The sequence below is a fragment of the Agrobacterium sp. P15N1-A genome (assembly GCF_044626815.1).
GTDB classification, from domain to species: Bacteria; Pseudomonadota; Alphaproteobacteria; order Rhizobiales; family Rhizobiaceae; genus Agrobacterium; species Agrobacterium leguminum.
Window position 1 is genome coordinate 268,744 of sequence record NZ_JBIUPF010000003.1, and the last position, 23,490, is coordinate 292,233.

General features: G+C 61.6%; 17 protein-coding genes. 10 read left to right on the forward strand and 7 right to left on the reverse strand.

The genetic code is table 11. From position 1 onward, the window contains the following. Positions 1 to 41: 41 nt before the first annotated feature. The 4 genes from bcsA to ACIK7D_RS13180 are packed head-to-tail and all read left to right on the forward strand — an operon-like array spanning position 42 to position 8,117. Positions 42 to 2,231, forward strand: coding sequence for a UDP-forming cellulose synthase catalytic subunit (gene bcsA, locus ACIK7D_RS13165; RefSeq protein ID WP_135397311.1), 2,190 nt, complete (start codon positions 42 to 44; stop codon positions 2,229 to 2,231). Next, entirely contained in the window at positions 2,228 to 4,741 is a 2,514-nt protein-coding gene (locus ACIK7D_RS13170; RefSeq protein WP_400156512.1) for a cellulose biosynthesis cyclic di-GMP-binding regulatory protein BcsB, read from the forward strand. The genes bcsA and ACIK7D_RS13170 overlap by 4 nt, the downstream gene beginning before the upstream one ends. Then, positions 4,738 to 5,793 (forward strand): glycosyl hydrolase family 8, encoded by a 1,056-nt coding sequence (locus ACIK7D_RS13175; RefSeq protein WP_400156513.1) that lies wholly within the window; start codon positions 4,738 to 4,740, stop codon positions 5,791 to 5,793. Before ACIK7D_RS13170 ends, ACIK7D_RS13175 begins: the two co-directional genes overlap by 4 nt. Next, positions 5,784 to 8,117 carry a cellulose synthase gene (locus tag ACIK7D_RS13180; RefSeq protein WP_400156514.1) on the forward strand — a complete coding sequence of 778 codons (2,334 nt, stop codon included), beginning with the start codon at positions 5,784 to 5,786 and terminating at the stop codon, positions 8,115 to 8,117. Before ACIK7D_RS13175 ends, ACIK7D_RS13180 begins: the two co-directional genes overlap by 10 nt. Before the next feature lie 37 nt (positions 8,118 to 8,154). Here ACIK7D_RS13180 and ACIK7D_RS13185 read toward each other — a convergent pair whose 3' ends face one another. Further along, positions 8,155 to 9,309 (reverse strand): amidohydrolase, encoded by a 1,155-nt coding sequence (locus tag ACIK7D_RS13185; protein WP_400156515.1) that lies wholly within the window; start codon positions 9,307 to 9,309, stop codon positions 8,155 to 8,157. 60 nt (positions 9,310 to 9,369) lie between these two features. Further along, the gene (locus ACIK7D_RS13190; protein ID WP_400156516.1) at positions 9,370 to 11,016 is read right to left on the reverse strand and encodes a GNAT family N-acetyltransferase; all 1,647 of its coding nucleotides are present in this window, start codon (positions 11,014 to 11,016) and stop codon (positions 9,370 to 9,372) included. A gap of 234 nt (positions 11,017 to 11,250) precedes the next feature. On the opposite strand from ACIK7D_RS13190, the gene ACIK7D_RS13195 reads away from it, so the two are divergent. Both ACIK7D_RS13195 and ACIK7D_RS13200 read left to right on the forward strand, forming a co-directional pair. Continuing rightward, positions 11,251 to 11,985, forward strand: coding sequence for an SDR family NAD(P)-dependent oxidoreductase (locus tag ACIK7D_RS13195; RefSeq protein ID WP_262531010.1), 735 nt, complete (start codon positions 11,251 to 11,253; stop codon positions 11,983 to 11,985). Positions 11,986 to 12,021: 36 nt separating this feature from the next. Beyond that, on the forward strand, positions 12,022 to 13,374 hold the full coding sequence (locus ACIK7D_RS13200; protein ID WP_400156517.1) for an aspartate aminotransferase family protein: 1,353 nt from the start codon (positions 12,022 to 12,024) through the stop codon (positions 13,372 to 13,374). A 39-nt stretch (positions 13,375 to 13,413) separates the two neighbouring features. On the opposite strand, the gene ACIK7D_RS13205 is transcribed toward ACIK7D_RS13200, so the two are convergent. Together ACIK7D_RS13205 and ACIK7D_RS13210 are read right to left on the reverse strand one after the other, a co-directional pair. After that, positions 13,414 to 13,851: an EamA family transporter gene (locus ACIK7D_RS13205; RefSeq protein ID WP_400156518.1), complete on the reverse strand. Its 438-nt coding sequence runs from the start codon at positions 13,849 to 13,851 to the stop codon at positions 13,414 to 13,416. 183 nt (positions 13,852 to 14,034) lie between these two features. Next, complete coding sequence (locus ACIK7D_RS13210) at positions 14,035 to 15,381, reverse strand: dicarboxylate/amino acid:cation symporter (RefSeq protein ID WP_127755824.1); 1,347 nt, start codon at positions 15,379 to 15,381, stop codon at positions 14,035 to 14,037. Between the two features lie 236 nt (positions 15,382 to 15,617). On the opposite strand from ACIK7D_RS13210, the gene ACIK7D_RS13215 reads away from it, so the two are divergent. Both ACIK7D_RS13215 and ACIK7D_RS13220 read left to right on the forward strand, forming a co-directional pair. Continuing rightward, positions 15,618 to 17,459 carry an ATP-binding protein gene (locus tag ACIK7D_RS13215; RefSeq protein ID WP_400156519.1) on the forward strand — a complete coding sequence of 614 codons (1,842 nt, stop codon included), beginning with the start codon at positions 15,618 to 15,620 and terminating at the stop codon, positions 17,457 to 17,459. Position 17,460: 1 nt separating this feature from the next. Continuing rightward, positions 17,461 to 18,825, forward strand: coding sequence for a sigma-54-dependent transcriptional regulator (locus ACIK7D_RS13220; RefSeq protein ID WP_400156520.1), 1,365 nt, complete (start codon positions 17,461 to 17,463; stop codon positions 18,823 to 18,825). Positions 18,826 to 18,914: 89 nt separating this feature from the next. Here ACIK7D_RS13220 and ACIK7D_RS13225 read toward each other — a convergent pair whose 3' ends face one another. Beyond that, entirely contained in the window at positions 18,915 to 19,391 is a 477-nt protein-coding gene (locus tag ACIK7D_RS13225; protein ID WP_020810516.1) for a BA14K family protein, read from the reverse strand. Between the two features lie 179 nt (positions 19,392 to 19,570). Here ACIK7D_RS13225 and ACIK7D_RS13230 point away from each other — a divergent pair, with 179 nt between their 5' ends. Further along, entirely contained in the window at positions 19,571 to 20,281 is a 711-nt protein-coding gene (locus ACIK7D_RS13230) for a GntR family transcriptional regulator (protein WP_400156521.1), read from the forward strand. A 45-nt stretch (positions 20,282 to 20,326) separates the two neighbouring features. Here the strand turns inward: ACIK7D_RS13230 and ACIK7D_RS13235 are convergent, their stop codons facing one another. Further along, positions 20,327 to 21,583 carry a D-amino acid dehydrogenase gene (locus tag ACIK7D_RS13235; RefSeq protein WP_400156522.1) on the reverse strand — a complete coding sequence of 419 codons (1,257 nt, stop codon included), beginning with the start codon at positions 21,581 to 21,583 and terminating at the stop codon, positions 20,327 to 20,329. A 7-nt stretch (positions 21,584 to 21,590) separates the two neighbouring features. Beyond that, complete coding sequence (gene alr, locus ACIK7D_RS13240; protein WP_080819129.1) at positions 21,591 to 22,757, reverse strand: alanine racemase; 1,167 nt, start codon at positions 22,755 to 22,757, stop codon at positions 21,591 to 21,593. A 127-nt stretch (positions 22,758 to 22,884) separates the two neighbouring features. Between alr and ACIK7D_RS13245 the strand changes: the two genes are divergently transcribed. Beyond that, positions 22,885 to 23,343, forward strand: a complete 459-nt coding sequence (locus tag ACIK7D_RS13245; protein WP_003500727.1) for an Lrp/AsnC family transcriptional regulator — start codon at positions 22,885 to 22,887, stop codon at positions 23,341 to 23,343. Positions 23,344 to 23,490: the final 147 nt, after the last annotated feature.

The following is a 23,490-nucleotide window of genomic DNA, read 5'->3' on the forward strand; positions in this document are numbered from 1 at the left end:
GGCCGAAATTCCGGGTGGGGAAGACAACGGAAAGTTTCTGGATGAGCAAGGCCATCACAATCATTGTCTGGTTACTTGTGTCGCTTTGCGTTCTGGCCATCGTCACGATGCCGGTCAGCCTGCAGACGCATCTGGTCGCCACGGCGATTTCACTCATCCTGCTGGCGACGATCAAGAGCTTCAACGGGCAGGGGGCCTGGCGTCTGGTGGCGCTCGGTTTCGGCACGGCCATCGTGCTGCGCTATGTCTACTGGCGCACCACCAGCACGTTGCCGCCCGTCAACCAGCTCGAGAACTTCATTCCCGGCTTTCTGCTCTATCTGGCGGAAATGTACAGCGTCGTGATGCTGGCGCTCAGCCTCGTCATCGTGTCGATGCCGTTGCCGTCGCGCAAGACGAGGCCCGGTTCACCCGATTACCGGCCGACGGTCGATGTCTTCGTGCCGAGCTATAACGAGGATGCGGAGCTTCTCGCCAATACGCTCGCAGCGGCCAAGAACATGGATTATCCGGCCGACCGGTTCACCGTCTGGCTGCTGGACGATGGCGGCTCGGTGCAAAAGCGCAACGCCAGCAATATCGTCGAGGCGCAGGCGGCGCAACGCCGCCACGAGGAGTTGAAGAAGCTCTGCGAGGACCTCGACGTGCGCTATCTGACGCGCGAGCGCAATGTCCATGCCAAGGCCGGAAATCTCAATAACGGGCTTGCCCATTCGACCGGCGAGCTCGTGACCGTGTTCGACGCCGACCATGCACCCGCCCGCGATTTCCTTCTGGAAACGGTTGGCTATTTCGAAGAGGACCCGCGGCTCTTTCTGGTGCAGACACCGCATTTCTTCGTCAATCCCGATCCCATCGAGCGCAATCTGCGCACCTTCGAGACGATGCCGAGCGAAAACGAGATGTTTTACGGCATCATCCAGCGCGGCCTCGACAAGTGGAACGGTGCATTCTTCTGCGGTTCCGCCGCCGTGCTGCGGCGTGAGGCGCTGCAGGATACCGAAGGTTTCAGCGGCGTCAGCATCACGGAAGATTGCGAAACGGCGCTGGCGCTGCATTCGCGTGGCTGGAACAGCATCTATGTCGACAAGCCGTTGATCGCCGGGCTGCAGCCGGCCACCTTCGCAAGCTTCATAGGCCAGCGCAGCCGCTGGGCGCAGGGCATGATGCAGATCCTGATCTTCCGCCAGCCCCTTTTCCGGCGCGGTCTCTCGTTTACGCAGCGCCTCTGCTACATGTCGTCGACGCTGTTCTGGCTGTTTCCGTTCCCGCGTACCATCTTCCTGTTCGCGCCGCTGTTCTACCTGTTCTTCGACCTGCAGATTTTCGTGGCCTCGGGCGGCGAGTTTTTGGCCTATACGGCGGCCTATATGCTCGTGAACCTGATGATGCAGAACTATCTCTATGGCAGCTTCCGCTGGCCGTGGATTTCGGAACTTTACGAATATGTGCAGACGGTTCACCTCCTGCCCGCCGTCGTTTCGGTGATTTTCAATCCCGGCAAGCCCACCTTCAAGGTGACGGCGAAGGATGAATCCATTGCCGAGGCGCGGCTTTCGGAAATCAGCCGGCCGTTCTTCGTCATTTTCGCGCTGCTGCTGGTGGCGATGGCCTTTGCCGTATGGCGCATCTACAGCGAGCCCTACAAGGCGGATGTCACGCTAGTGGTCGGCGGCTGGAACCTGCTCAATCTCATCTTCGCGGGCTGTGCGCTCGGTGTCGTTTCCGAGCGTGGCGACAAGTCGGCGTCGCGGCGCATCACGGTCAAACGGCGTTGCGAAGTCAAGCTCGAGGGTAGCGACGCCTGGGTGCCGGCTTCCATCGACAACGTGTCGGTGCATGGCCTGCTGATCAATCTCTTCGACAGCGCGACAACCATCGAAAAAGGCGCGACGGCCATCGTGAAGGTCAAGCCGCATAGCGAGGGCGTGCCGGAAACCATGCCTGTCAACGTGGTGCGAACGGTGAAGGGCGAGGGTTTCGTCTCGATCGGCTGCACCTTCTCGCCGCAACGCGCCGTCGATCACCGCCTGATCGCGGACCTGATCTTCGCCAATTCGGAACAGTGGAGCGAATTCCAGCGGGTTCGTCGCAAGAACCCCGGCCTTATCCGCGGCACGGCCATCTTCCTGGCCATATCACTCTTCCAGACGCAGCGCGGCCTTTATTATCTGGTCCGGACGCTTCGGCCTGCTCCCAGAGACGCCAAACCTGTCGGAGCGGTAAAATGACCGGCCGTAAACCCATCCGGGATTCTGTGGCAGTGCTGATATGGGGTGCCGTCGCCACGGGCGCGATGGCGCAGTCCTCCCCCTTCGACATGTCGCCGGAACGGCCCGCCCAGACGGCTCCGACACCCGTGCCGCCGTCCGCCGTTGCGCCTGCCGCGCCCCGTCAACAGCCCCCTGCCCAGATGCCGGCGCAAAGTCCGGTCCAGACGCCACCTCAGCCATCCGCTCCGCCGCCATTTGCGGTTCAGCCCGCGCCGCAGCCGCAACAGCGCCCAGCCGTTCCGTTGCCGCCGCCGGTTGCGGCCCCTCCGCGTCAGGAAGGCGCAAGACCCGTTCCCGCAACGGCCCCGTCGCTCAACGCCGACAGCCGCCGCCGATACATCCTGCCCTATGAAAAGCTCAGCCTTTCCGGGGAGATGGACCGGCGGCAATGGAGCATCTATCTGACGCCGGAGCAGGTGAATGCCGCCGTTTCGCTCAATATCGGTTATCAGAACGCCATCGTGGTCGCACCGGAAAGCTCGAATTTTCAGGTCAGCCTGAACAATGTCGTGCTGGATCCGGCGCGTATCGAAGCGCCTGACAGCGAGGGCAATGTCTCCTTGAAGATTCCGCCCGGCGTCCTGCAGGTCGGCTCGAATGTCGTGAGACTGGGCGTACAGCAACGCCATAGAACCGATTGCACAATCCAGTCCACCTACGATCTGTGGACCGATATAGACCCTGCCAATACCTATATCGGCTTTAATGCGGATGTCGCCGGAAGCTTTGCCAATATCGACGATATTCAGGCAACGGGGCCGGATGGCAAGGCGATGACGTCGATCGAGATCGTCGCACCGGCGCTCGGCAATCCGGCATTTGCGGATTCTCTCCTGCGTCTTTCGCAGGCGCTGGCGCTCAGAACCCAGATGCCGAACCAGACGATCCGTTTCGTGGCCGCTCCTTCCACTGAGCGCAAGGCGGGCACGCTGACGGTCTTCGTCGGCACCGCCCGTGAGATTGCGGGAATTGCCGGAACGCTGCCACCCGAGGCCTCGGCAGGCGCTTTCGCCGGCTTCGGCGCCGCCGCGCCGGGCGGTCTTTCACCGCTTTTTGTCAGCGGCCCCACCCCTCAGGCGGTGCAGGCGGCAATCGAGACGCTGTTTTCGTCGATATCGCGCACACCCGGTGCCCAGCGAACGACTTTTTCGACCCGCAGCTGGCACGCGCCGGATGTGCCGCTCGTCATGTCGGATCGCCGTATCGCGCTTTCCGAACTTGGTTTCGAAAGCACCGAATTTGGCGGCCGGCGTTTCCGCAACGAATTTTACGTCGGCATGCCAGCCGATTTTTATGCGTCCGCCTATGGTGAGGCGTCGCTTCTTCTCGATGCCGCCTATTCGTCGCAGGTACTGCCGGGCAGCCACGTCGATATCTACGTCAATGACCAGATCGCCTCGACCGTGCCGATTTCCAACGACGGTGGCGGCATTTTCCGGCATCTGCCGATCAGTGTGACGATGCGCCACTTCAAGCCCGGGCCGAATAAGGTGACCATCGAGGCGGTGTTGATGACGGCGCAGGATCAGGCCTGCGCGCCCGGCGCGCCTGCCAGCACGACGCCGCGTTTTGCATTGTTCGACACGTCGGAACTTCATATTCCGGACTACGCACAGATCGGCCGCAAGCCGGATCTTGCTGCGATGGCCGGGGCCGGACAGCCCTATCGTACAAGTGGAACTCCTGTTGCCCTGTCGCTCGACCGTTTCGATACCGATACCATGTCCGCGGCAGCCACGCTGATCAGCCGGCTGGCAAGCGTGGCTGGGCATCCCATCGACATCGAGACCGTCGCATCGCCGCTGGTGATCGGTGACCGCGACGCGCTGTTCGTCGGCACGATTTCGCAATTCCCGCAGGCATTGATCGGCCAGTTCAATCTCGTTCCCTCCAGCCAGATATCCTGGAAAATGGGAACCGGCGTTCAGCCGCCCGCCCAGAGCAGCGAGACCCTTTTCAACGACTGGCGCGAGCGGGTAGACGGCGGTGTCTGGGAGGGGCAGGTGTCTTCTCTCGAGGAATGGATGAAGCGGAATTTCGATCTGAGCTCGGATACGCTGCGCTTCCTGCCGGCAGCCGAACAGCTTTATGCGCCGCCCGGCAATGTCTCCTTCATGCTTGCCCAGGGGCTCAGCCCCTCCGGCCAAGGGGTGTGGACGCTGGCCACCGCCCCGACATCGGCGGAACTTCGTGACGGCATGGCGGCGATGACGCGGGAAAACCGCTGGCGCGGTGTCACGGGACGTGTTGCCGCTTACGATGCCGCTGCCGAAAAGCTTGAAACGGTGGAGGTGGAGCGGCCGTATTTTTACGTCACGCGGGCGTTTTCCCTTTCCAACTGGAGGCTGGTCGCCGCCAACTGGCTGTCGTCCAACGTTCTTTCCTATTCGCTCGCGTTCATCGGTTTCGTGTCTCTCCTCGGCCTCGCCACTTTCACGATGCTGCGCATGATGGGACGGCATCGATGAAGAACGGGATCTCGAAACTGGCCGGTATTTTCTTCCTCTCCATAATGACGGTGATCGCAGGTATTTCCGTCAGCCGCGCCGCTTCGGTTTCGCCGGAGGCGTGGTCCGCCTATAAGGGTGCATTTCTCGATCCCGGCGGTCGCGTCATCGATACCGGCAACGACAATATCAGCCATAGCGAAGGCCAGGGCTACGGCATGTGGCTCGCCGTGCTTGCCGATAACCTGTCCGATTTCGAGCTGATCTGGAGTTTCACGCGCACCGAGCTTTTGGTGCGTGACGACGGGCTTTCCGCCTGGAAATGGGATCCGCGCACCAGACCGCATGTAACCGATATCAACAACGCCACGGATGGCGATATTCTGATCGCCTATGCGCTGGCGCTGGCGGCCGGGCAATGGAACCGTCAGGATTATGCCGAAGCATCCGCAGCCATCGCATCCGCCATTCTCAAGAAGACGGTGGTCCAACGCGGCGGGCGAACACTGCTTCTGCCGGCGGCCAGCGGTTTCGACGAGGGTGACCGGGAGGACGGGCCAGTGGTCAATCCTTCCTATCTGATTTTCGAGGCCTTTCCGGTGCTCAATCTTGTTGCGCCATCGCCGCTTTGGAAAGCGCTTGCCGATGACGGTGTGGTGCAGATCGGCACATTCGCTTTCAGCGATAGAAAACTGCCGGCTGACTGGGTCTCGGTGAAGACGAAGCCGCAGCCGGCATCGGGTTTCCCGCCGGAATTTGGCTATAATGCGGTGCGCATACCGCTTTATCTCGCAAGGGCGAATACGGGGTCGCCGGAGTTGCTCGCCCGACTGAAAGGCGGCATGACGCTGGAAAGCGGCGCTGCCGGGACCTTCGATCTGAAGAGCGGAGCGGTCAAGGATGTCCTGTCCGATCCCGGCTATCGTATCATTCCGGCGCTCGCCGGCTGCGTCGGAGGGAGGGTGGCCATTCCTGCCGAACTTAAAAACTTCCAGCCAACACTTTATTATCCTTCCACATTGCATCTTCTGGCATTGTCGTTTCTGGCAGGGAATAACGGGGAATGCCGATGAACAAGCCACTGTCGACCTCGGCTCTCATTCTGCTTCTGATAGCGCTCGCCGCCTTCCACTGGCGCGACAGCATTCTCGGGCGGGTGTCGGACGTGCATACCTCGGCGGTCGGCGACAACCGGGCGGTACAGCGTGTTTTGCCGACGGCGGCCAATCCGGCGCAGATCAACGCTTTCGTCAAGAACCGTGAAATGGCGCAGGTAACACAGCCCGCGACACCGCCGGTCACGGTGCCGGCGACCGATCCCTTGCCGGTGACACAGGCTGGCAGTCAGGCGCCGCAAACGCAGACGGCGCAGGCGCCCGCTCCTCGCGCCAACCAGCCTGCATCGGCCGATATGCCCGACGTCGATCTGAGTGCGTTGCGCTATTTCGCGGCGAGGGGCGATACGCAGCGTCTTCAGGCCGAAATCGCGCGTCTGCGCACGCTTTATCCCAACTGGACGCCGCCTGCCGATCCTCTTGCCATTCCCGAAAACGGCGATCCACGGCTCGACGCCATGTGGCAGCTTTATACCGACGGCCGTTATGCCGAAGTGAGGAAGGCGATTGCCGACCGCCAACAGGCGGAACCCGGCTGGCAGCCGCCCGACAATCTGACGGGTATGCTTTCCCTTGCCGAAGCGCGCCAGCGGCTCGTCAATGCTTCCGATCTCAAGCAATATGCGACAGTGGTGGATACGGCCGCCAACAATCCCGGCCTGCTGACCTGCGGCGAGGTCGATGTGCTGTGGCGGGTTGCCGATGCCTTCGCCAATACCGACCGGATGGGACGGGCGCGCGACGCCTATCTCTACATCCTCAACAATTGCACGGTCGCCAGCGACAGGCTCGCCACCGTGCAGAAGGCATCCGCGCTCTTGCCGGCGGAAATGATGGACGAACTGCTGACCAGGGAAAAACCCGGCGCCGACGGTCAGCTGGAATTCGAGCCGGTCAAGAACGATCTCGCCCGTCAGTTCGTGGCCAAGGCAGGGGAGACGGAGGGCGTTGCCGTTCCTTCGGCCTATGTGATGCGGCTTCAGCGGCTTGCCGAGACCGACAAGCTTGCAAGCGACGCCCTGCTGCTCGGCTGGTACAATATCCGGCAGAAGAACATGACGGAAGCGGAGAAGTGGTTCCGCAAGGCGCGGGAAGAGGAAGACAGCGCATCTGCCTCGCAGGGGCTGGCGCTGGCGCTGATCGACCGTAACGAGCCCCGTGAGGCCGAGGACGTCATGTATAAATGGCGCAAGGCATCCGACGATGCGCTTGCGACCTATCTCGCCGCAACGGCCAATCTTCTCGCGCTGGAGCCGCCGGTCGTCCTGCCGCCGGAGGTGCTGCAACGTATCGCCGCCGAAACGGTGGCGCGCAAGGACGCGGCGACGGCGCAGCAATTCGGCTGGTATTCGCTTGCCTTCCGGCAGACGCCGCTTGCTTTGCAATGGTTCAGCACGGCCCTTGGCTGGAAACCGGATGATGAGCCATCGGCCTACGGCATGGCGGTCAGCTATCACGATCTTCGCAATCTCGTCGGCCTGCGTGGCATCCAGCAGCAATGGGGAGGCCGTTCGCAACGTATCGCTGATGTCGGAACGGCGCGCATGGTGGACCAGTCCGGGCAGGCGGTTGCTCCCATAACCGCACCGCCGGTTGTCGCACAGGTGACGTCGCCGCCCGTGCAGACCAATGCACCGCAGGGTGAGACGGCGGTGGTCTATAACCCGCCTGTCGTTCAGCAGCCTGAGCCTTCGCGCAAGCAGGCGCGCCGCCCCGCGCAGGTGCAAAGGGAAACCAGCGCCGCATCGCGCCCGCGTTCCTGCGCGGCCTATCCCGATCCGCAACGTCTGCCGCCACAGCAGGCGCTCGATCTCGGCTGGTGCCTGATGGAGACGAACCGGCCGGCGGAGGCTCTCAAAGCTTTCGAATCCGCGATTGAAAGCGGTCAGTCCAATGTCAAAAGCGACGCAGCCTACGGCCAGAGCCTTGCCTATCTGCGCATGGGCTTGACGGACCATGCGGCCGTCTCGGCGACGAAATCGCGTATGGATCGCCCACGCGCGACGGAGCTGCAGGTGTCGATCCTTGCCGATCGAGCGGTTTCCGCATTCGGGTCGAAGCGATATGCCGAAACGCTTCTCCTGCTCGACCAGCGGGCGCGGCTGGCGGATGAGCGCACGGACCTGATGGTGCTGCGCGGTTATTCCTACCTCGCCATGCGCCGTTATGGTGAGGCGGCCCAGATTTTCGAAAGCCTGACGGCTATCGGAAACAAGGATGGCATCCGGGGCCTGGCTGCGGTGCGCGCCGCCCGGCCCAGCAACGGTCCCCAGGGCGGCTGACGGGTGGCTGATCGCGGCTGGATAAAGCCGGCCGCCGCTATTTCGCGTCGGTGAGGTTGCGGATGATGCGCATGAAGATGCGCGCGCCGGTGCCTATCAGCGCATCCGGAAAGTCGTAATCCGGATTATGCAGGTTGGGATAGTCTTGGCCTGCGCCGAGAAAGAACATCGCCGATGACGAAACGGCGCGAAAGCGGCCGAAATCCTCGGAAGCCCGCATGGGCAGACCCTCCGAACCGTGGGAGATTTTCTCCTCGTCCAGCGCGCGCCGGATATATTCCACAGCGTCGGGTGCATTTTCGCAATGCAGGAAAATATCGTCATAGGAGATGTCGAGCGTCAGCTTCTGTTCGTCCGCCACCTTTTTAGCCAGAGCTTCTGCAGCCTCGCAGAGTTTTTCCATCCGGTCATCGGTCAGTGTCCGCAGCGTCGCCCAGATTTCCGCATCAGCCGGGGAAATGCCGAAGGCGGCTTCGCCCATCGCGGCATGGGTGATCGTCACCATCGAAAAATCAGGCTCTGGCGGGAAACCGGAGCCCAGTTCGGCCAAGGCCGGCATCAGCCGGGATATTGCCCGCATCGGGGAAATGCCGTGTTCTGGTGAAGACGCATGCGCGGTCTTGCCGGAAAGGCGGATTTTGACACCACGCGACGCGCAGTTGACCGGTCCCTCCACGACGCTGACATGGGCGAAAGGCAGGCCCGGCAGGTTGTGGAGTGAAAAGGAGTAATCCGGCTTTATGTGTTCGAATCGCGGGTCGGCGAGGACGGCGGCGGCGCCCGCGCCGGTTTCTTCCGCCGGCTGGTACAGAAGGATGACGCGACCTGTCGCGGGCCGCTGCCGGGAAAGGCCAAGCGCCAGCGCCGTCAGAATGGTGGAGTGGCCATCATGGCCGCAAAGATGGCCCTTGCCGTCGGTGCCGGAGCGGTATTCAGCGTCACTCTTTTCGTGAATGGGCAGGGCATCGAGTTCTGAACGGATCAGGATCGCCGGGCCGCTTTTGCCGCTGTCATAGACCGCAGCCACGCCGTGCCCGCCGAGATCGGCGAAAAGCCGGTCGGGCTGCGCCTGCTCGAGGAAAGCGCGGATGCGCCGCGCTGTTTCCTTCTCCTCGCCGGAGATTTCCGGATGACGGTGAAGATCATGGCGAAGCTCAATGAGATCGAGCATGTCCTTGTTGGTCAGAAACATCAAAAATCCTTGCAAGTCGTCCGGCCGGTTTTTCCTGCCGCAACTTACAGGGCGTTGCCTTTAATGCAAAACCTTTGGCGGGTGCCAGCGTTTGCCCGCCGTTTTCGGCTTGATGGCGAGCGTGACGACATCGGCTGGCAGCGAAACCTTGGCTTTTGCCAGTTCCAGCCGGGCAAGGGCTGCACGGGCCTTTTCCGCATATTCCAGATGCGCTGCATCGTCCGAATGATAGTGCTGCAGCCTGTCGAGGATTTCCGCACCTTCCACCGTTCTTTCAGCGGCAATCAGCGCCACGGCGCATTTGTAAAGCGCTTCCCGGTGGAAGGGCGCGCGATTGGTCACCTGGCGGAATGCCTCGGATGCCTCGTGGTAATGCTGCTGCGCCAGCCGGGCCTCGCCGATGCGCAGCCACAGGACGACGGGTTCCTGCCCGGCGGCCAGAAGGCTGAGAAAGGCGATTTCGGCCTCCCGGAATTCGCCCCGGTCGAACAACAGATTGGCGAGCCCGAATTGCGCGCCGAGATGGTCCGGCGCCGCAGTCAGCACCTGCGCGAAGGCAATATTGGCGGCCGCCTTCTGGCCGGTCTTATAGAGTTTGAGGGCCTGTTCGTAGACAAAACGGATGCTGCGCGGGTGAAGCGTGCCGCCGAGATTGTCGCCCGAGCGGGTGCGGAACAGCGTGCAGCTCAGCTTCTGCTCCTCCGGCCCGAAGAAATATTTGTAAGGCTCATTGCCGCGCAGGAAATCATAGGTTTTGAAACCCTGCTCGATTGCCCTGCGAATACAATGGCCATGCAGCACGAGGCCGGGGGAAGGGGTCTTCCAGTTCTCGTCGCGGCCGGTAATGTAGAACAGGACCGATTTCTTCTGGCGGTCGATGATATTGGCGAGCGCGCCGAGCGGCTGTTCGCCGAACCAGAGTACCGGCACTTCCAGATCGCCACGGATATAGACATCCATCAGCATCTGCCGTGTCGCGCCGATCAGGAGTTCCGTGCGTTCCTTGCCCTTGTGCGGCGCCCAGCGGATGCGCCAGAAATCGAAAAGTATGTCCATGTCCCGCTTGATTGTTTCCCTCGTTGCAAAGGTGATGCGATATTCGTCGCCGCCCTCCACTTTTCTCAGGAAACGCCTGAGCTTCTGCCGGGTCTGGCTGCTCATATGGCTGTCGAGATAGCCGTCGAACGTCTCCGGCAGGGCCACCACCGGGCAGATGCAATTGTTGATGTTGTAGGGGTTGGTCGGCATGTTGTCGCGAAACATGACGAGCGGGCCCTGAAGTGCGCGGATCATCGCCTCGCGGCGTTCCGGCGGGCCGGAAAAATAATCGAGCTTCAACTCGGTCCAGTTCTGCTGGCGGATATAGGAACAGAAACCGGCGACTGCGTGATTTTCATAGTCCGGCAGGGTGATGAAACCGGTGTAATCCGCCGCCGCATTGCCGGCCATGACGATGCTGTCGTGGAAGCGTCCGGTTTTCTTGTCCGGTTCGGTGACGATGCGCAGCGGGAAAAACGCCACATAGGGTGAGCCTTCCGCCCGTTCGCGCAGCGCAAGAATGAACCAGCGCCTGCGGCGCGGCATATAGTCTCTCAGCCACCCCCAGGAGAGGAAATGCCGGGCATGGGGATCGGCCATGAACACCGCATCCCAGTTTTCGCGGATCGCCTCAAAGCCGGCGTCCGTGTCGATGATATCGATGCGCATTCGTCCCCCTCCCAATACTGATCACACATTCGGGAGGCTTCATTTTATGGGTAAACGGTCGGCTTCAAATATTCCCTTCGGGTGAAAGCCGTGCATCAAATGGGATTAGCCCGTCGCCGATCCGCCATCGCTGCGCCGCGACAAAAAAGACCTTGTCAGCCGGTGGCAGCGCTCTAACATGCGGGGCTGAATGCGCGGCAGGCTCAACGGTCCGCATGGCACAGGAGTTCTCATATGGCTGTTCCTTATATGCTTCTGACCGGCGCAAGCCGCGGAATAGGGCACGCCACCGTCAAGCTGTTTCAGGAAAAGGGCTGGAGAATTCTCACCGTATCGCGGCAACCTTTCTCCGAGGAATGCCGTTGGCCGTCGGCGCGGGAGAGCCATATTCAGGCCGATCTGGAGGACCTGTCCCGCATTGATGATCTGGCGGACGAGGTGCGTTCACGCCTGCCAGAGGGAAAGCTTGCGGCGCTTGTCAACAATGCCGGAATTTCGCCGAAAGGCGAGGGCGGTAGCCGTCTCGGTGTCATTGATACGACGGCGGAAATCTGGACGCGGGTGCTGAACGTCAATCTCGTTTCGACCGCGCTGCTTGCCCGCACGCTTTTGCCGGAACTGGAAGCGGCAAAAGGCTCCATCGTCAACGTCACATCGATTGTCGGCTCACGGGTGCATCCTTTTGCCGGCGTAGCCTATGCCACATCGAAGGCGGCGCTCGCGGCGCTGACGCGGGAGCTGGCGCATGAGTTCGGCCCGCGCGGCGTGCGCGCCAATGCGATTGCGCCGGGCGAGATCAACACCGCCATCCTCTCCCCCGGAACGGCGGAGCTGGTGGAAGCTCAGGTGCCGCTCGGGCGGCTCGGCACCACGGCCGAGGTGGCGCAGACCATCTATTTCCTCTGCTCGGAGCAGTCGAGCTACATCAACGGCGCGGAAATTCACATCAATGGCGGCCAGCACGTCTGACACGCCGAGCATCAACCGAAATTGGAGCCTTCATCGATGACCATCCTGCCGAATTCCGTCGAGGCACGCGATATCGCCTATCAGATGCATCCGAACGTCAATCTGCGCAAATTCGAAAAGACCGGCGGTCTGGTGATCGAGAGCGGCGAGGGCATCTATGTCACCGACAGCAGCGGCAAGCGCTATATCGAAGCGATGGCGGGGCTGTGGTCGGTGGCGCTCGGCTTCGGTGAACAGCGGCTGGTGGAAGCGGCGACGAAGCAGATGCAGAAGCTGCCCTATTACCACACCTTTTCCTACAAGACCCACGGCCCGTCGGTCGATCTCGCCGAGCTGCTGATCGAGCTTTCACCGGTGCCGATGTCCAAGGTGCATTTCACCTCCTCCGGCTCGGAGGCCAACGATCTGGTCGCCAAGATGGTCTGGTATCGCTCCAATGCGCTGGGCAGACGAGACAAGAAGAAGATCATCGGCCGCATCAAGGGCTATCATGGCGTGACGATTGCTTCGGCCTCGATCACCGGCCTGCCGCGCAACCATGAAAGCTTCGACCTGCCGCTGGACCGTATGTTGCATACGGCCTGCCCCTCCTATGTGCATTTTGGAAAGGAGGGGGAGAGCGAGGCGGATTTCACCGCGCGCATCCTGAAAGAGCTGGAGGATCTGATCCTCCGCGAAGGCCCGGAAACCATCGCCGCTTTCTGGGGCGAGCCGGTAATGGGCGCCGGCGGCGTTCTCCTGCCGCCGGAAGGGTATTGGGCGGGCGTTCAGGCGATCCTGAAGAAATACGATATTCTGCTTGTGGTGGATGAGGTGATCTGCGGTTTCGGTCGCACCGGCAAGATGTTCGCCTGCGAGACCTATGGCATCAAGCCGGATGTGCTTGTCGTCTCCAAGCAGATTTCGTCGTCCTATATGCCGCTTTCGGCGATCATCATGAATGACAATTTCTACCAGCCGATTGCCGATGAATCGGACCGTATCGGCTCCTTCGGCCATGGTTACACCGCCTCTGGCCATCCCGTCGCGACGGCGGTGGGGCTGGAAAACCTGAAGATCATTCAGGAGCGCGATCTGGTCGGTAATGTCGCCCGGCTGGAGGGCAAGTTTCTCGATCATCTGAAGGCGCTGGCCGATCACCCGCTCATTCATTCCTCGCGCGGCATCGGCCTGATCGGCGCGCTGGAGGTGAAACCGTGGGAGGGCATGAAGTCGGGCGATACGACGCTCGCCCTTGCCGCGGCCATCGAGGAGGAGGGCGTCATCACCCGGCCTATCGGCGAATCCATCTGCTTCTGCCCGCCGCTCATCATTACGGCCGAACAGCTGGACGAGCTGTTTGCCGGTGTGAAGCGTGGTCTCGACAAGGTTGCTGCCGCTCGAGGCTGAAGACCCTCGCAATTGTGCCGGCCGGTTTATCCGGCCGGCCTATCCCCGATAGGCCACAAGCACCGCGCCGCAGGCGATCAGCACCACGCCCAGCCAGTTGGGCAAAGACAGCCTTTCCCCCAGAAACAGCACCGCAAAGACGGCGACAAACACGACGCTCAACTTGTCGATGGGCGCGACGCGGGCGGCGTCGCCGAGTTTCAGCGCTCGGAAATAACATATCCACGATGCGCCGGTCGCAAGTCCCGAAAGCACGAGGAACGCCCAGGTTTTTCCCGAGATGGTGGAAGGCTGCTGCCAGTTGCCGGTGATGTAAACCATCAGGCCGGCGGCGGCGAGAATGACGACGGTGCGGATGAGAGTGGCGAAATCGGAATTGATATTTTCGACGCCGACCTTCGCAAAGATGGCGGTGAGCGCCGCAAAGGCCGCCGATAGCAGCGCCCAGAATTGCCAGGCCAGAAACAGGTTCTTCATGCCGCCACTCCGCTTATCGCATTTGTTCCGCTCCGGCTCTACCGCATCTTCCGGCCGATAAAAACCCCATTGGGTGGGTGCGAGCCTGAACAATGAAAGCCCGGCGCATCCAGTCGATGCGCCGGGCTTTCCATATGTGCCTGCCCGGAGAAACCGGGACAGGCCGGACCTTGGGAGGTCTTATTATTCGGCGGGCTGAACCGAAGCCGGAAGCTGATCCACATCGGCGATGCCGGTGAACTCTTCCTGGCCGCTCAAAACGCGGGCAAGCTGATCCTGATCCAGTTCGCCTTCCCAGCGGGCGACGACGATGGTGGCGACGGCGTTGCCGACGAAGTTGGTGAGTGCACGGCATTCCGACATGAAACGGTCGATGCCGAGGATCAGCGCCATGCCGGCGACCGGGACCGAAGGCACGACGGAGAGGGTGGCCGCGAGCGTAATGAAGCCCGCGCCGGTGATGCCGGCTGCACCCTTGGAGGAGAGCATGGCCACCAGCAGCAGCAGGATCTGTTCTCCGAAGGAGAGGTGGATACCGGTCGCCTGCGCGATGAAGAGGGCCGCCAGCGTCATGTAGATGTTGGTGCCGTCAAGGTTGAAGGAATAACCGGTGGGGATGACGAGACCGACGACCGAACGCTTGCAGCCGGCCTTTTCCATCTTGCTCATCAGGCCGGGAAGGGCGGCTTCGGAAGAGGAGGTGCCGAGAACCAGAAGCAGTTCTTCCTTGATGTAGCGGATGAGCGCGACGATGGAGAAGCCGTTGTAACGGCATACCGCACCGAGAACCACGAACACGAACAGGAAGGACGTGATGTAGAAGGTGCCGATCAGCATCGCGAGGTTGGTGACGGACGAGATGCCGTATTTGCCGATGGTAAACGCCATGGCGCCGAAAGCACCGATGGGGGCGGCCTTCATCAGGATCGCGACCAGCTTGAAGATCGGATACATCAGGGCGTGCATGAAATCGGTGACCGGCTTGCCCTTTTCGCCGACGATGCCGAGCGCGATACCGAACAGAACCGAGAAGAACAGCACCTGCAGGATATCGCCGCTGGCGAAAGCACCGACGATGGTGGTCGGGATGATGTTCATCAGGAAGCCGGTGATGGTCTGCTCATGGGCCTTGTCGGCGTAGGTCGCGACAGCCTTTGCATCCAGCGTGGCGGGATCGATGTTCATGCCGGCGCCCGGCTGCACGGTGTTGGCGACGATGAGGCCAACGATGAGCGCGAGCGTGGAGAATACGAGGAAGTAGATCATGGCCTTGCCGGCCACGCGACCCACCTTCTTCATGTCGTTCATGCCGGCGATGCCGGTTGCGACGGTGAGGAAGATGACGGGCGCGATGATCATCTTGACGAGGCGGATGAAGCCGTCGCCGAGCGGCTTCAGCTGTTCGCCGAAGGCCGGATAGAAATGGCCGAGCGCGATACCGGCGATGATGGCCACCAGAACCTGGAAATACAGGTGCTTGTAGAATGGCTGCTTGGCGTGGCCTGCGGCCACGGCTGTCGTATCGATCATGTTTTTTCCTCCTCGGCCTCACCCTGCCTTTATTGGCCTCCCGGGATCGCCGTGACGTTGACGGCTTCGCGCCGATTGCGGAGTCATGTGCAATACGCATGCCAGACTTGCTTATTTGGTGTAACTGGCTGATTTCAAAAGTAGTTTTTATTGGCGCTTCATCAGCTCGCATGCATTTGTGCGGAATTCCGGACAAAATCTCTTGCGGTCTGTGTGTAAATCCGCACAATTGTTTCATGGCTTATCAGGATCAGGCATCTCATTCCCATGCGAAGCGGCGGGCGCAATGGCTGGCGCTGGCGGGCCTGTGGCTGCTTGTCAGTCTTGGCGTTTTGCTGGTGGCCGATGAGTTCGCCCGCAATCAGGCGCTGCGCATGGCGGGTTCCGAGGCCGCCACGGATGCCGAACTCAAGATCGCGCTCCTGAATGTCGCGCTGGAGCGGCCGCGCGCCATTCCGCTTGTCCTCTCCGGAGATCCCGATCTTGCCGCCGCGCTGGATGGCGGCGGTGCTCCTGCCCTCGACCGGTTGAACCGCAAGCTGGAGGGGCTGATTGAAGGCACACAATCCTCAGTGATTTATGTGACCGGGCCGACCGGATTGACCATCGCGTCGAGCAACTGGCGGCAGGACGACAGCTTTGTCGGCTCCAATTATGCTTTCCGCGAATATTTCCAGGCGGCGATGAAGACCGGCATGTCCGAACATTATGCTCTCGGCAATGTCAGCCGTCGGCCGGGTCTCTATATCTCTCGCCGCATCGACGCCGCCGATGGGCGGCCGCTTGGCGTCGTCATTGCCAAGGTCGAGTTCAACCGGCTGGAGACAGACTGGAACATCGGCGGCAAGCCGGTCTATGTGGTCGACAGAAACGGCGTCGTGCTGATGACCAGCGTGCCGGAGTGGCGCTTCAAGACCGTTGCGCCGATCGATGAGGCGCGGCGGAAAATCATTTCCGAAAGCCTTCAATTCGGCAATGAGGCGCTTTCAACGCTGCCGTTTCGCGCGGCGCGGCGCGCGAGCGAGGGTGTTCCGCTCATTCATGTCGATGAGCCTGGGAGGGAGCGCGGCGATTATCTGCGGCTGGAAGTGCCGGTGCCGACCACTTCATGGACGCTGCATTATCTCCAACCCGTCGCGCCGGCGCTGAACGCGGCCATCCGAGAGGGCAGGGTGGTGGCGCTGGCGACGCTGATGCCACTGATGGCGCTTTCGGCCCTGTGGCTGTGGCGCAGGCACAAGGCGCTTAAGGAAAAGGAAGAGGAGCAGCGCGCTCGCACGGAGCTGGAAATGAAGGTGCAGGAGCGGACCCGCGACCTGACCAAGACTCGCGATCATCTGCAGGCCGAAATTGCCCTGCATGAAAAGACCTCGGGCGAGTTGCGCAATGTGCAGCACGAACTGGTGCAGGCCAACCGCCTTTCCATTCTGGGGCAGGTGGCGGCGGGTGTGGCGCATGAGATCAACCAGCCGGTCGCGACCATCCGGGCCTTTGCCGACAATGCCCGCACGTTGCTGAAGCGCGATCGCATGTCCGAGGCCAACGAAAATCTCGAAAACATCGCGGCACTGACCGAGCGCATCGGCACGATTACCGGCGACCTGAAGATATTGGCGCGCAAGGGCCGCACCGCCGCCGAGCCTGTCAGTATTCGACTGGTTATCGAAGGTGCGGTCATGCTGTTGCGCAGCCGCTTCTCCGGGCAGATGGATGCGCTGGATATCGTGTTGCCGGATCAGGACCTGAAGGTGCTCGGCAGCCGTATCCGGCTGGAGCAGATACTCATCAATCTTCTGCAAAACGCGCTGGAAGCCACTGAAGAGACTGGGGCGGCCCGTGTCGAAGTGCGTGTGCGCGAGGATGGCGACATGGTCGTGCTTTCCGTCAGCGACAATGGCACGGGCATTCCCGAAACCATCCGCGCCCAGCTTTTTTCGCCCTTCAATACCTCCAAGGAGAGCGGCCTCGGCCTCGGTCTCGTCATCTCCAACGATATTGCTTCGGATTATGGCGGGCGTATCGAGGTGGCGAGCAGCAAGGCGGGCACATGTTTTTCCGTATTTCTGAAGCGAGCATGACATGACGGCGGATGGAACCATATTCCTGGTGGACGACGACTCCCAGCTGCGCAAGGCGATGGTGCAGACGCTGGAACTCGATGGATTGCCGGTCACGTCGTTTTCCCGCGCGGAACAGGCGCTTGCGGCTTTGAGCGAGGATTTCGACGGCGTCGTCATCACCGATGTGCGTATGCCCGGCATGACCGGGCTGGAATTTTTCGACCATGTCCGCAAGATCGATGCCGATCTGCCGGTCATCCTCATCACCGGCCATGGCGATGTGCCGATGGCCGTCGATGCGCTTCACAATGGCGCTTATGATTTCATCGCCAAGCCATTCCCCGCTGAACGCATGGTGGAAAGCGCCCGCCGGGCGCTGGAAAAGCGCCGCCTCGTGCTGGAAAACCGGGCGCTTCGCCGGGCGGCGGGGCAGGCGGAGGACGATCTGCCGCTGATCGGCCAGACGCCCGCCATGGAGCGCCTGCGCACCACGCTGCGGCACATTGCCGATACGGATGTGGATGTGCTGGTGGCGGGCGAGACGGGCAGCGGCAAGGAGGTGGTGGCGACGGCGCTTCACCGCTGGAGCAAGAAGCGGTCCAAGGGCAATTTCGTGGCTTTGAATTGCGGGGCGCTGCCGGAAACGGTGATCGAGAGTGAGCTTTTCGGCCATGAGCCGGGGGCTTTCACCGGCGCGCAGAAAAAGCGCGTCGGCCGCATCGAACATTCGAGCGGCGGCACGCTGTTTCTGGACGAAATCGAAAGCATGCCGCTTGCGGTGCAGGTGAAGATGCTGCGTGTGCTGGAAATGCGCGAGGTGTCGCCGCTCGGTTCCAACGAGGAGCGGCCGGTCGATATTCGCGTGGTGGCGGCGGCCAAGGTCGATCTTGGCGATCCGGGCGAGCGCGGCACGTTTCGCGAGGACCTCTATTACCGGCTGAATGTGGTGACGCTGTCCATTCCGCCGCTGCGCGAACGCAAGGCGGATATTCCGCTCTTGTTTTCCCATTTCGTCACCAAGGCCGCCAACCGTTTCAACATGGCGGTGCCGCAGATCAGCGCCGGCATTTCCCGCCGCCTCAATGACCACGACTGGCCGGGCAATGTGCGCGAACTCGGGCATTTTGCCGAAAGGGTGGTGCTGGGGCTGGAGACGGAGGCGGCGACCGCGCCTGCCTTACAATCCACAATCCCCGCTTCCGGCACCTTGCCGGAGCGCGTGGACGAGATCGAGGCGCGTATCATCCGCGAAACGCTGGAACAATCGAATGGCGACGTGGCGGAAACCATCGCCACGCTCGGCATCGCCCGCAAGACCTTTTACGACAAGCTGCAGCGCCACGGCATCAACCGGGCGGATTATGTGAAGAGCGGCACGGCGTGAGTTGGAGCGGCGCGCGCATGGAAAAGCCGCGGACGGTTCCATCCGCGGCCTGACAATAACGGTAATAACCGTGTTGAAGGTCTTCCCGATCAACCCGCGACGCAGAAATGACGCTGGCCGTCATAATCCGTATAGGTGCCGGTGCGGGTGTTGAAGCTGCGGTAACGCTGCGAGCAATAATCGTACCAGGCGTTGGTCCAGGGCTCGATGGTGCGATAGGTACGGCGCTGGTTGTAGACCGGACGGCTGTCGTAAACCGGCTGGGCGCGATAGACCGGTGCCGGGCGGTAAACCGGCTGCGGTGCTGCGCGGTAATAACGGTAATCCGGCTCTTCATAGACATAGCTCGGCTCGTCGACATAGACGCGCTCATCGTAGGCTGGCGCCGGGCGCGACATTGCGGAGCCGACGGCGACACCGGCGGCAAGGCCGAGCACGCCACCCAGAATGGCAGCATCGCGACGGTCGCGGCGGTCCCAGTCGCCGGCGGATGCGCTGCTCAAGGGAACAATGGTGGCGGCGGCGACAGCGATTGTCAGAACTGTTTTAGCTGCAAAGGACGACATGGTGTGTTCTTCCATACAGGTGGCAGGGCGCTGCCAGTTGCAAATTCGATGGTTAAGGAAATACAGCCGGGCTGCTGAACGGGCGCTGAATGAATTGTGGCAGACCGGCGGCGACCCGCAATTCCTGTTTGCGCGCGACGCACTTCGCGCTAGAACTCAAGAACAAACAGGACGCACCGATGAGCCTTTCCCAGATAACCGTCAATTCCGACACCTCGCATGAAGACCGTGCCCAGGCCATTCGCGATACGCTGCGTGACGCCATTGTCGACCGGCGGCTGGCGCCGGGAACCAAACTGTCGGAATCGGAAGTGGGAACGCTGTTCGATGTCAGCCGCACGGTGGTGCGCGCCGCACTTCAGATGCTGGCCTACGAGGGATTGGTGAAGGCCGAACGCAACCGGGGCGCCTTCGTTTCCAATCCCACGCCGGATGAAGCGCGGCAGGTGTTCGCGTCGCGCCGGTTGATCGAACCCGGCGTCGTGGATGCCGCAATCGAAAAAATAACGCCTGCGGCGGTGAAGTGGCTGCGTGAGCATCTGGTGCAGGAAAGCCGCCACCAGCATGAGCGCGGCCCGAGCGCCAGACGCGCGGAAATCAAGGCATCGGGCGATTTCCACCTGATGCTGGCCTCGCTTGCCGGCAACGCCATTCTGGAAAAATTCATGGACGAGCTGGTCGCCCGCTCGTCTCTGGTCATTGCGCTTTATGGGCGCTCTGGTGTTTCAAGCTGCGGGCACAATGATCACGCCGATCTCCTGGACGCGCTTGAGGCGAAAGATACGGCAAAGGCGCGTGCGCTGATGTTGCAGCATCTCGACCATATCGAGGCCGATCTTGATCTGCGCATGATGGAAGGTCTGGCGCTGAAGGATGCTCTGGCGCTTTGATCGACCGCCATCCCGTCTTGTGGGACGGGGATGGCGGGTTACGTGTCAGGCGACGTAACGGCTGATCGCCAGATCGTGCGTGTCGATCTCCGGCTTGTTGCCGCTGATGAGATCGGCGAGCACCCGGGCGGAGCCGCAGGACATGGTCCAGCCAAGCGTGCCGTGGCCGGTATTGAGATAAAGATTGCTGTAGCGCGTGGCGCCGATGACAGGCGTGCCATCCGGCGTCATCGGGCGCAGGCCGCACCAGAATTTCGCCTGGGTCTGGTCACCCGCGCCGCCGAACAGGTCTTCCACCGAGTGGGCCAGCGTTTCCTGGCGCGCGGCCGGCAAATCCTTGCTGAAACCGGCGATTTCCGCCATGCCGCCGGCGCGAATGCGTGAGCCGAGCCGGGTAATCGCCACCTTGAATGTCTCGTCCATGACCGTGGAAACGGGTGCGCGCTCCTCTTTCACGATCGGAACCGTGATGGAGTAACCCTTGACCGGGTAAACCGGCAGCGTAAGGCCAAGCTGGCGCACGAACTGCGGCGAATAGCTGCCCAGTGCCGCCACGAAAATATCGGCCTCCACCAGCCCGCGGGTGGTCTCCACAGCCTTGACGCGTCCTGCCTCGACGATGGGGCGCATGATGCCGGTATCGTAGAGGAAGGTAACGCCCGCTTCTTCGGCCATGCGGGCAAGTTCGGTGGTGAACATGAAGCAATCGCCAGTTTCATCGCCCGGCAGGCGCAGGCCGCCGACAATCTTTTCCTTCGAAGGAGAAAGACCGGGTTCGATGGCGGCGCAGCCGTCGCGGTCGAGAATCTCGAAAGGCACGCCGCCCGCCGTCAGCACGTCGACATCCTTGCCAATGGCGTCAAACTGCTTCTGGGTGCGGAACACCTCCAGCGTGCCCTGCATGCGCTGGTCATATTCGATGCCGGTTTCCTCACGAAGCGCCATCAGGCAATCGCGGCTATATTCGGCAACGCGCACCATGCGGCTCTTGTTGATGGCGTAACGCGCCGAGGTGCAGTTGCGCAGCATCTGGCTCATCCAGCGCCATGCGGCCGGATCGGCCGTCGGGCGGATGATCAGCGGCGCGTGTTTCATGAACAGCCATTTCATCGCCTTGACCGGAATGCCGGGCGCAGCCCAGGGCGAGGAATAGCCGGGGGAAACTTCACCCGCATTGGCGAAGCTGGTTTCCAGTGCCGCGGCCGGCTGGCGGTCGATCACCGTCACCTTGTGCCCGGCTTTGGCCAGATACCAGGCGGATGTCACGCCGACGACGCCGGCTCCGAGGATAGTGACGTTCATGATCGTCTCACTTGTGATTGACTGATGTTGAAGCGGCTGCCGGGGTTTCTCCCGGCTGAATATAAAGGCGTCGATAGCGGCGTCCGAGGCCGGTCAGGATTTCATAGGCGATCGTGTCCGCATCCTCGGCGATGTCTTCCAGCGTCTGCTCAGGCCCGATCATCTGCACAAGGCTGCCCTGGGTCAATGTTCCCTCGGGCAGGGCGGATATGTCGAGAATGATGCTGTCCATCGAAACGCGTCCCGCAATCGGCAGGCGCACGCCGTTATACCACGCTGCGCCGCGATTGCTGAGCGAACGCGGCAGGCCGTCAGCGTAACCGGCGGCGATGGTTGCCAGACGCGTGGGCCCGGCCGCTTCGAAGGAGCCGCCGTAACCGACCAGCGAACGGGCGGGCACAGTGCGGGTCTGGATGACGGCGAGATCGAGGCGAACGACCGGCTTCATCGGGTTGGGGCGTGCGACGGAGGGCGCGCCGCCATAAAGCGCGATGCCGGGGCGCAGCAGGTGGTTGTGGTAATCATTGCCCAGAAAGATGCCGCCGGAATTCGAAAAGCAGACCGGCGCTTCAGAAAAGGCAATGGCGGCTTTGCGCATCACCGCAAGCTGCGCGGCATTGGAGGCATGCTCCGGTTCATCGGCGCAGGCGAGGTGGCTCATGACGAAGGCGATGTCGATGCCATCCAGCAATTGCGGCCGGGAGGCGAGGATTTCGAGTTCTTCGGGGGAGAGGCCGAGACGGCACATGCCGGTATCGATCTGCACGGCGGCGGTGAGCGCCTTGCCAAGCTTTTTGGCGTGGGCCGACCATTGGGCAATCTGCTCCAGCGAATTCAGAACCGGGGTAACGGCCATGGCAGCGCAGGAGGTCTCGTTGCCGGGCTGAAGACCGTTGAGAACAAAGATCCGCGCTTCTGCCGAAAGCCGCAGTCGCAACGCTAGCGCTTCATCGATATGGGCGACGAAGAAATTGCGGCAACCCGCGTCGAACAGGACCTGCGAGACGATATCCGCGCCGAGACCGTATGCATCGGCCTTGACGACCGATGCCGTCTGCGACGCGGGCGCCATGGCCGCAAGGGTCAGATAATTGTCGCGCAATGCGCCGAGATCGATGGTCAGATGACCGCTTGCACCACCGGCGGCCTGCTGGCGGCTGATCTGCATGTCCATGGTCGTTCACCCTCATTTTTATCCCATGAGGGTATTGCAACGATTGTCGAATTTCTTGGCGATTGTTCGAAGAAAATGCGATATAATTCACAATGGCGCAATTTTCTTTTGCTGATTGGAATCTTCTATGTCGTCACTCGATGCGACCGACCGCCACATCATCCGCCTGCTTCGGCTCAATGCCCGCATCAGCAATGCGAAACTGGCGGCCGAAGTCGGGCTTTCCGCATCCGCCTGCCTGCGCCGGGTCGATATTCTCGAGCGGGAAGGGATTATCCGCGGATATACGGCGCTGACCAGCGGCCTTGCCGGCGGCGAGGTGATTTCGGTCATCGTGCAGATCACGCTCGACCGCCAGACGGAGGATTTTCTCAACCGTTTCGAAAATGCGGTGCGGCGCTATCCGGAGATCCGCGAATGTTATCTGATGACGGGCGGTTCGGATTATTTTCTGCGCTGCGAGGCGGAAAGTGCTGGCGATTTCGAGCGGATTCACAAGGAAATTCTGTCGAAGCTGCCGGGGGTTTCGCGCATTCATTCGAGTTTTGCGATCCGGAATGTGTTGGCGACGCCGAAGGCGCGGTAGCGTCGGAGTTCGCGGGGACCCCCCTCTGTCCTGCCGGACATCTCCCCCTCAAGGGGGGAGATTGGATGGGGCGACCGCTCGTTCCCTCGCAACCGTCTCACTATCGATTGCGTGGCTTACTGGAATGAGGTGAGCGGGCCACTTGTC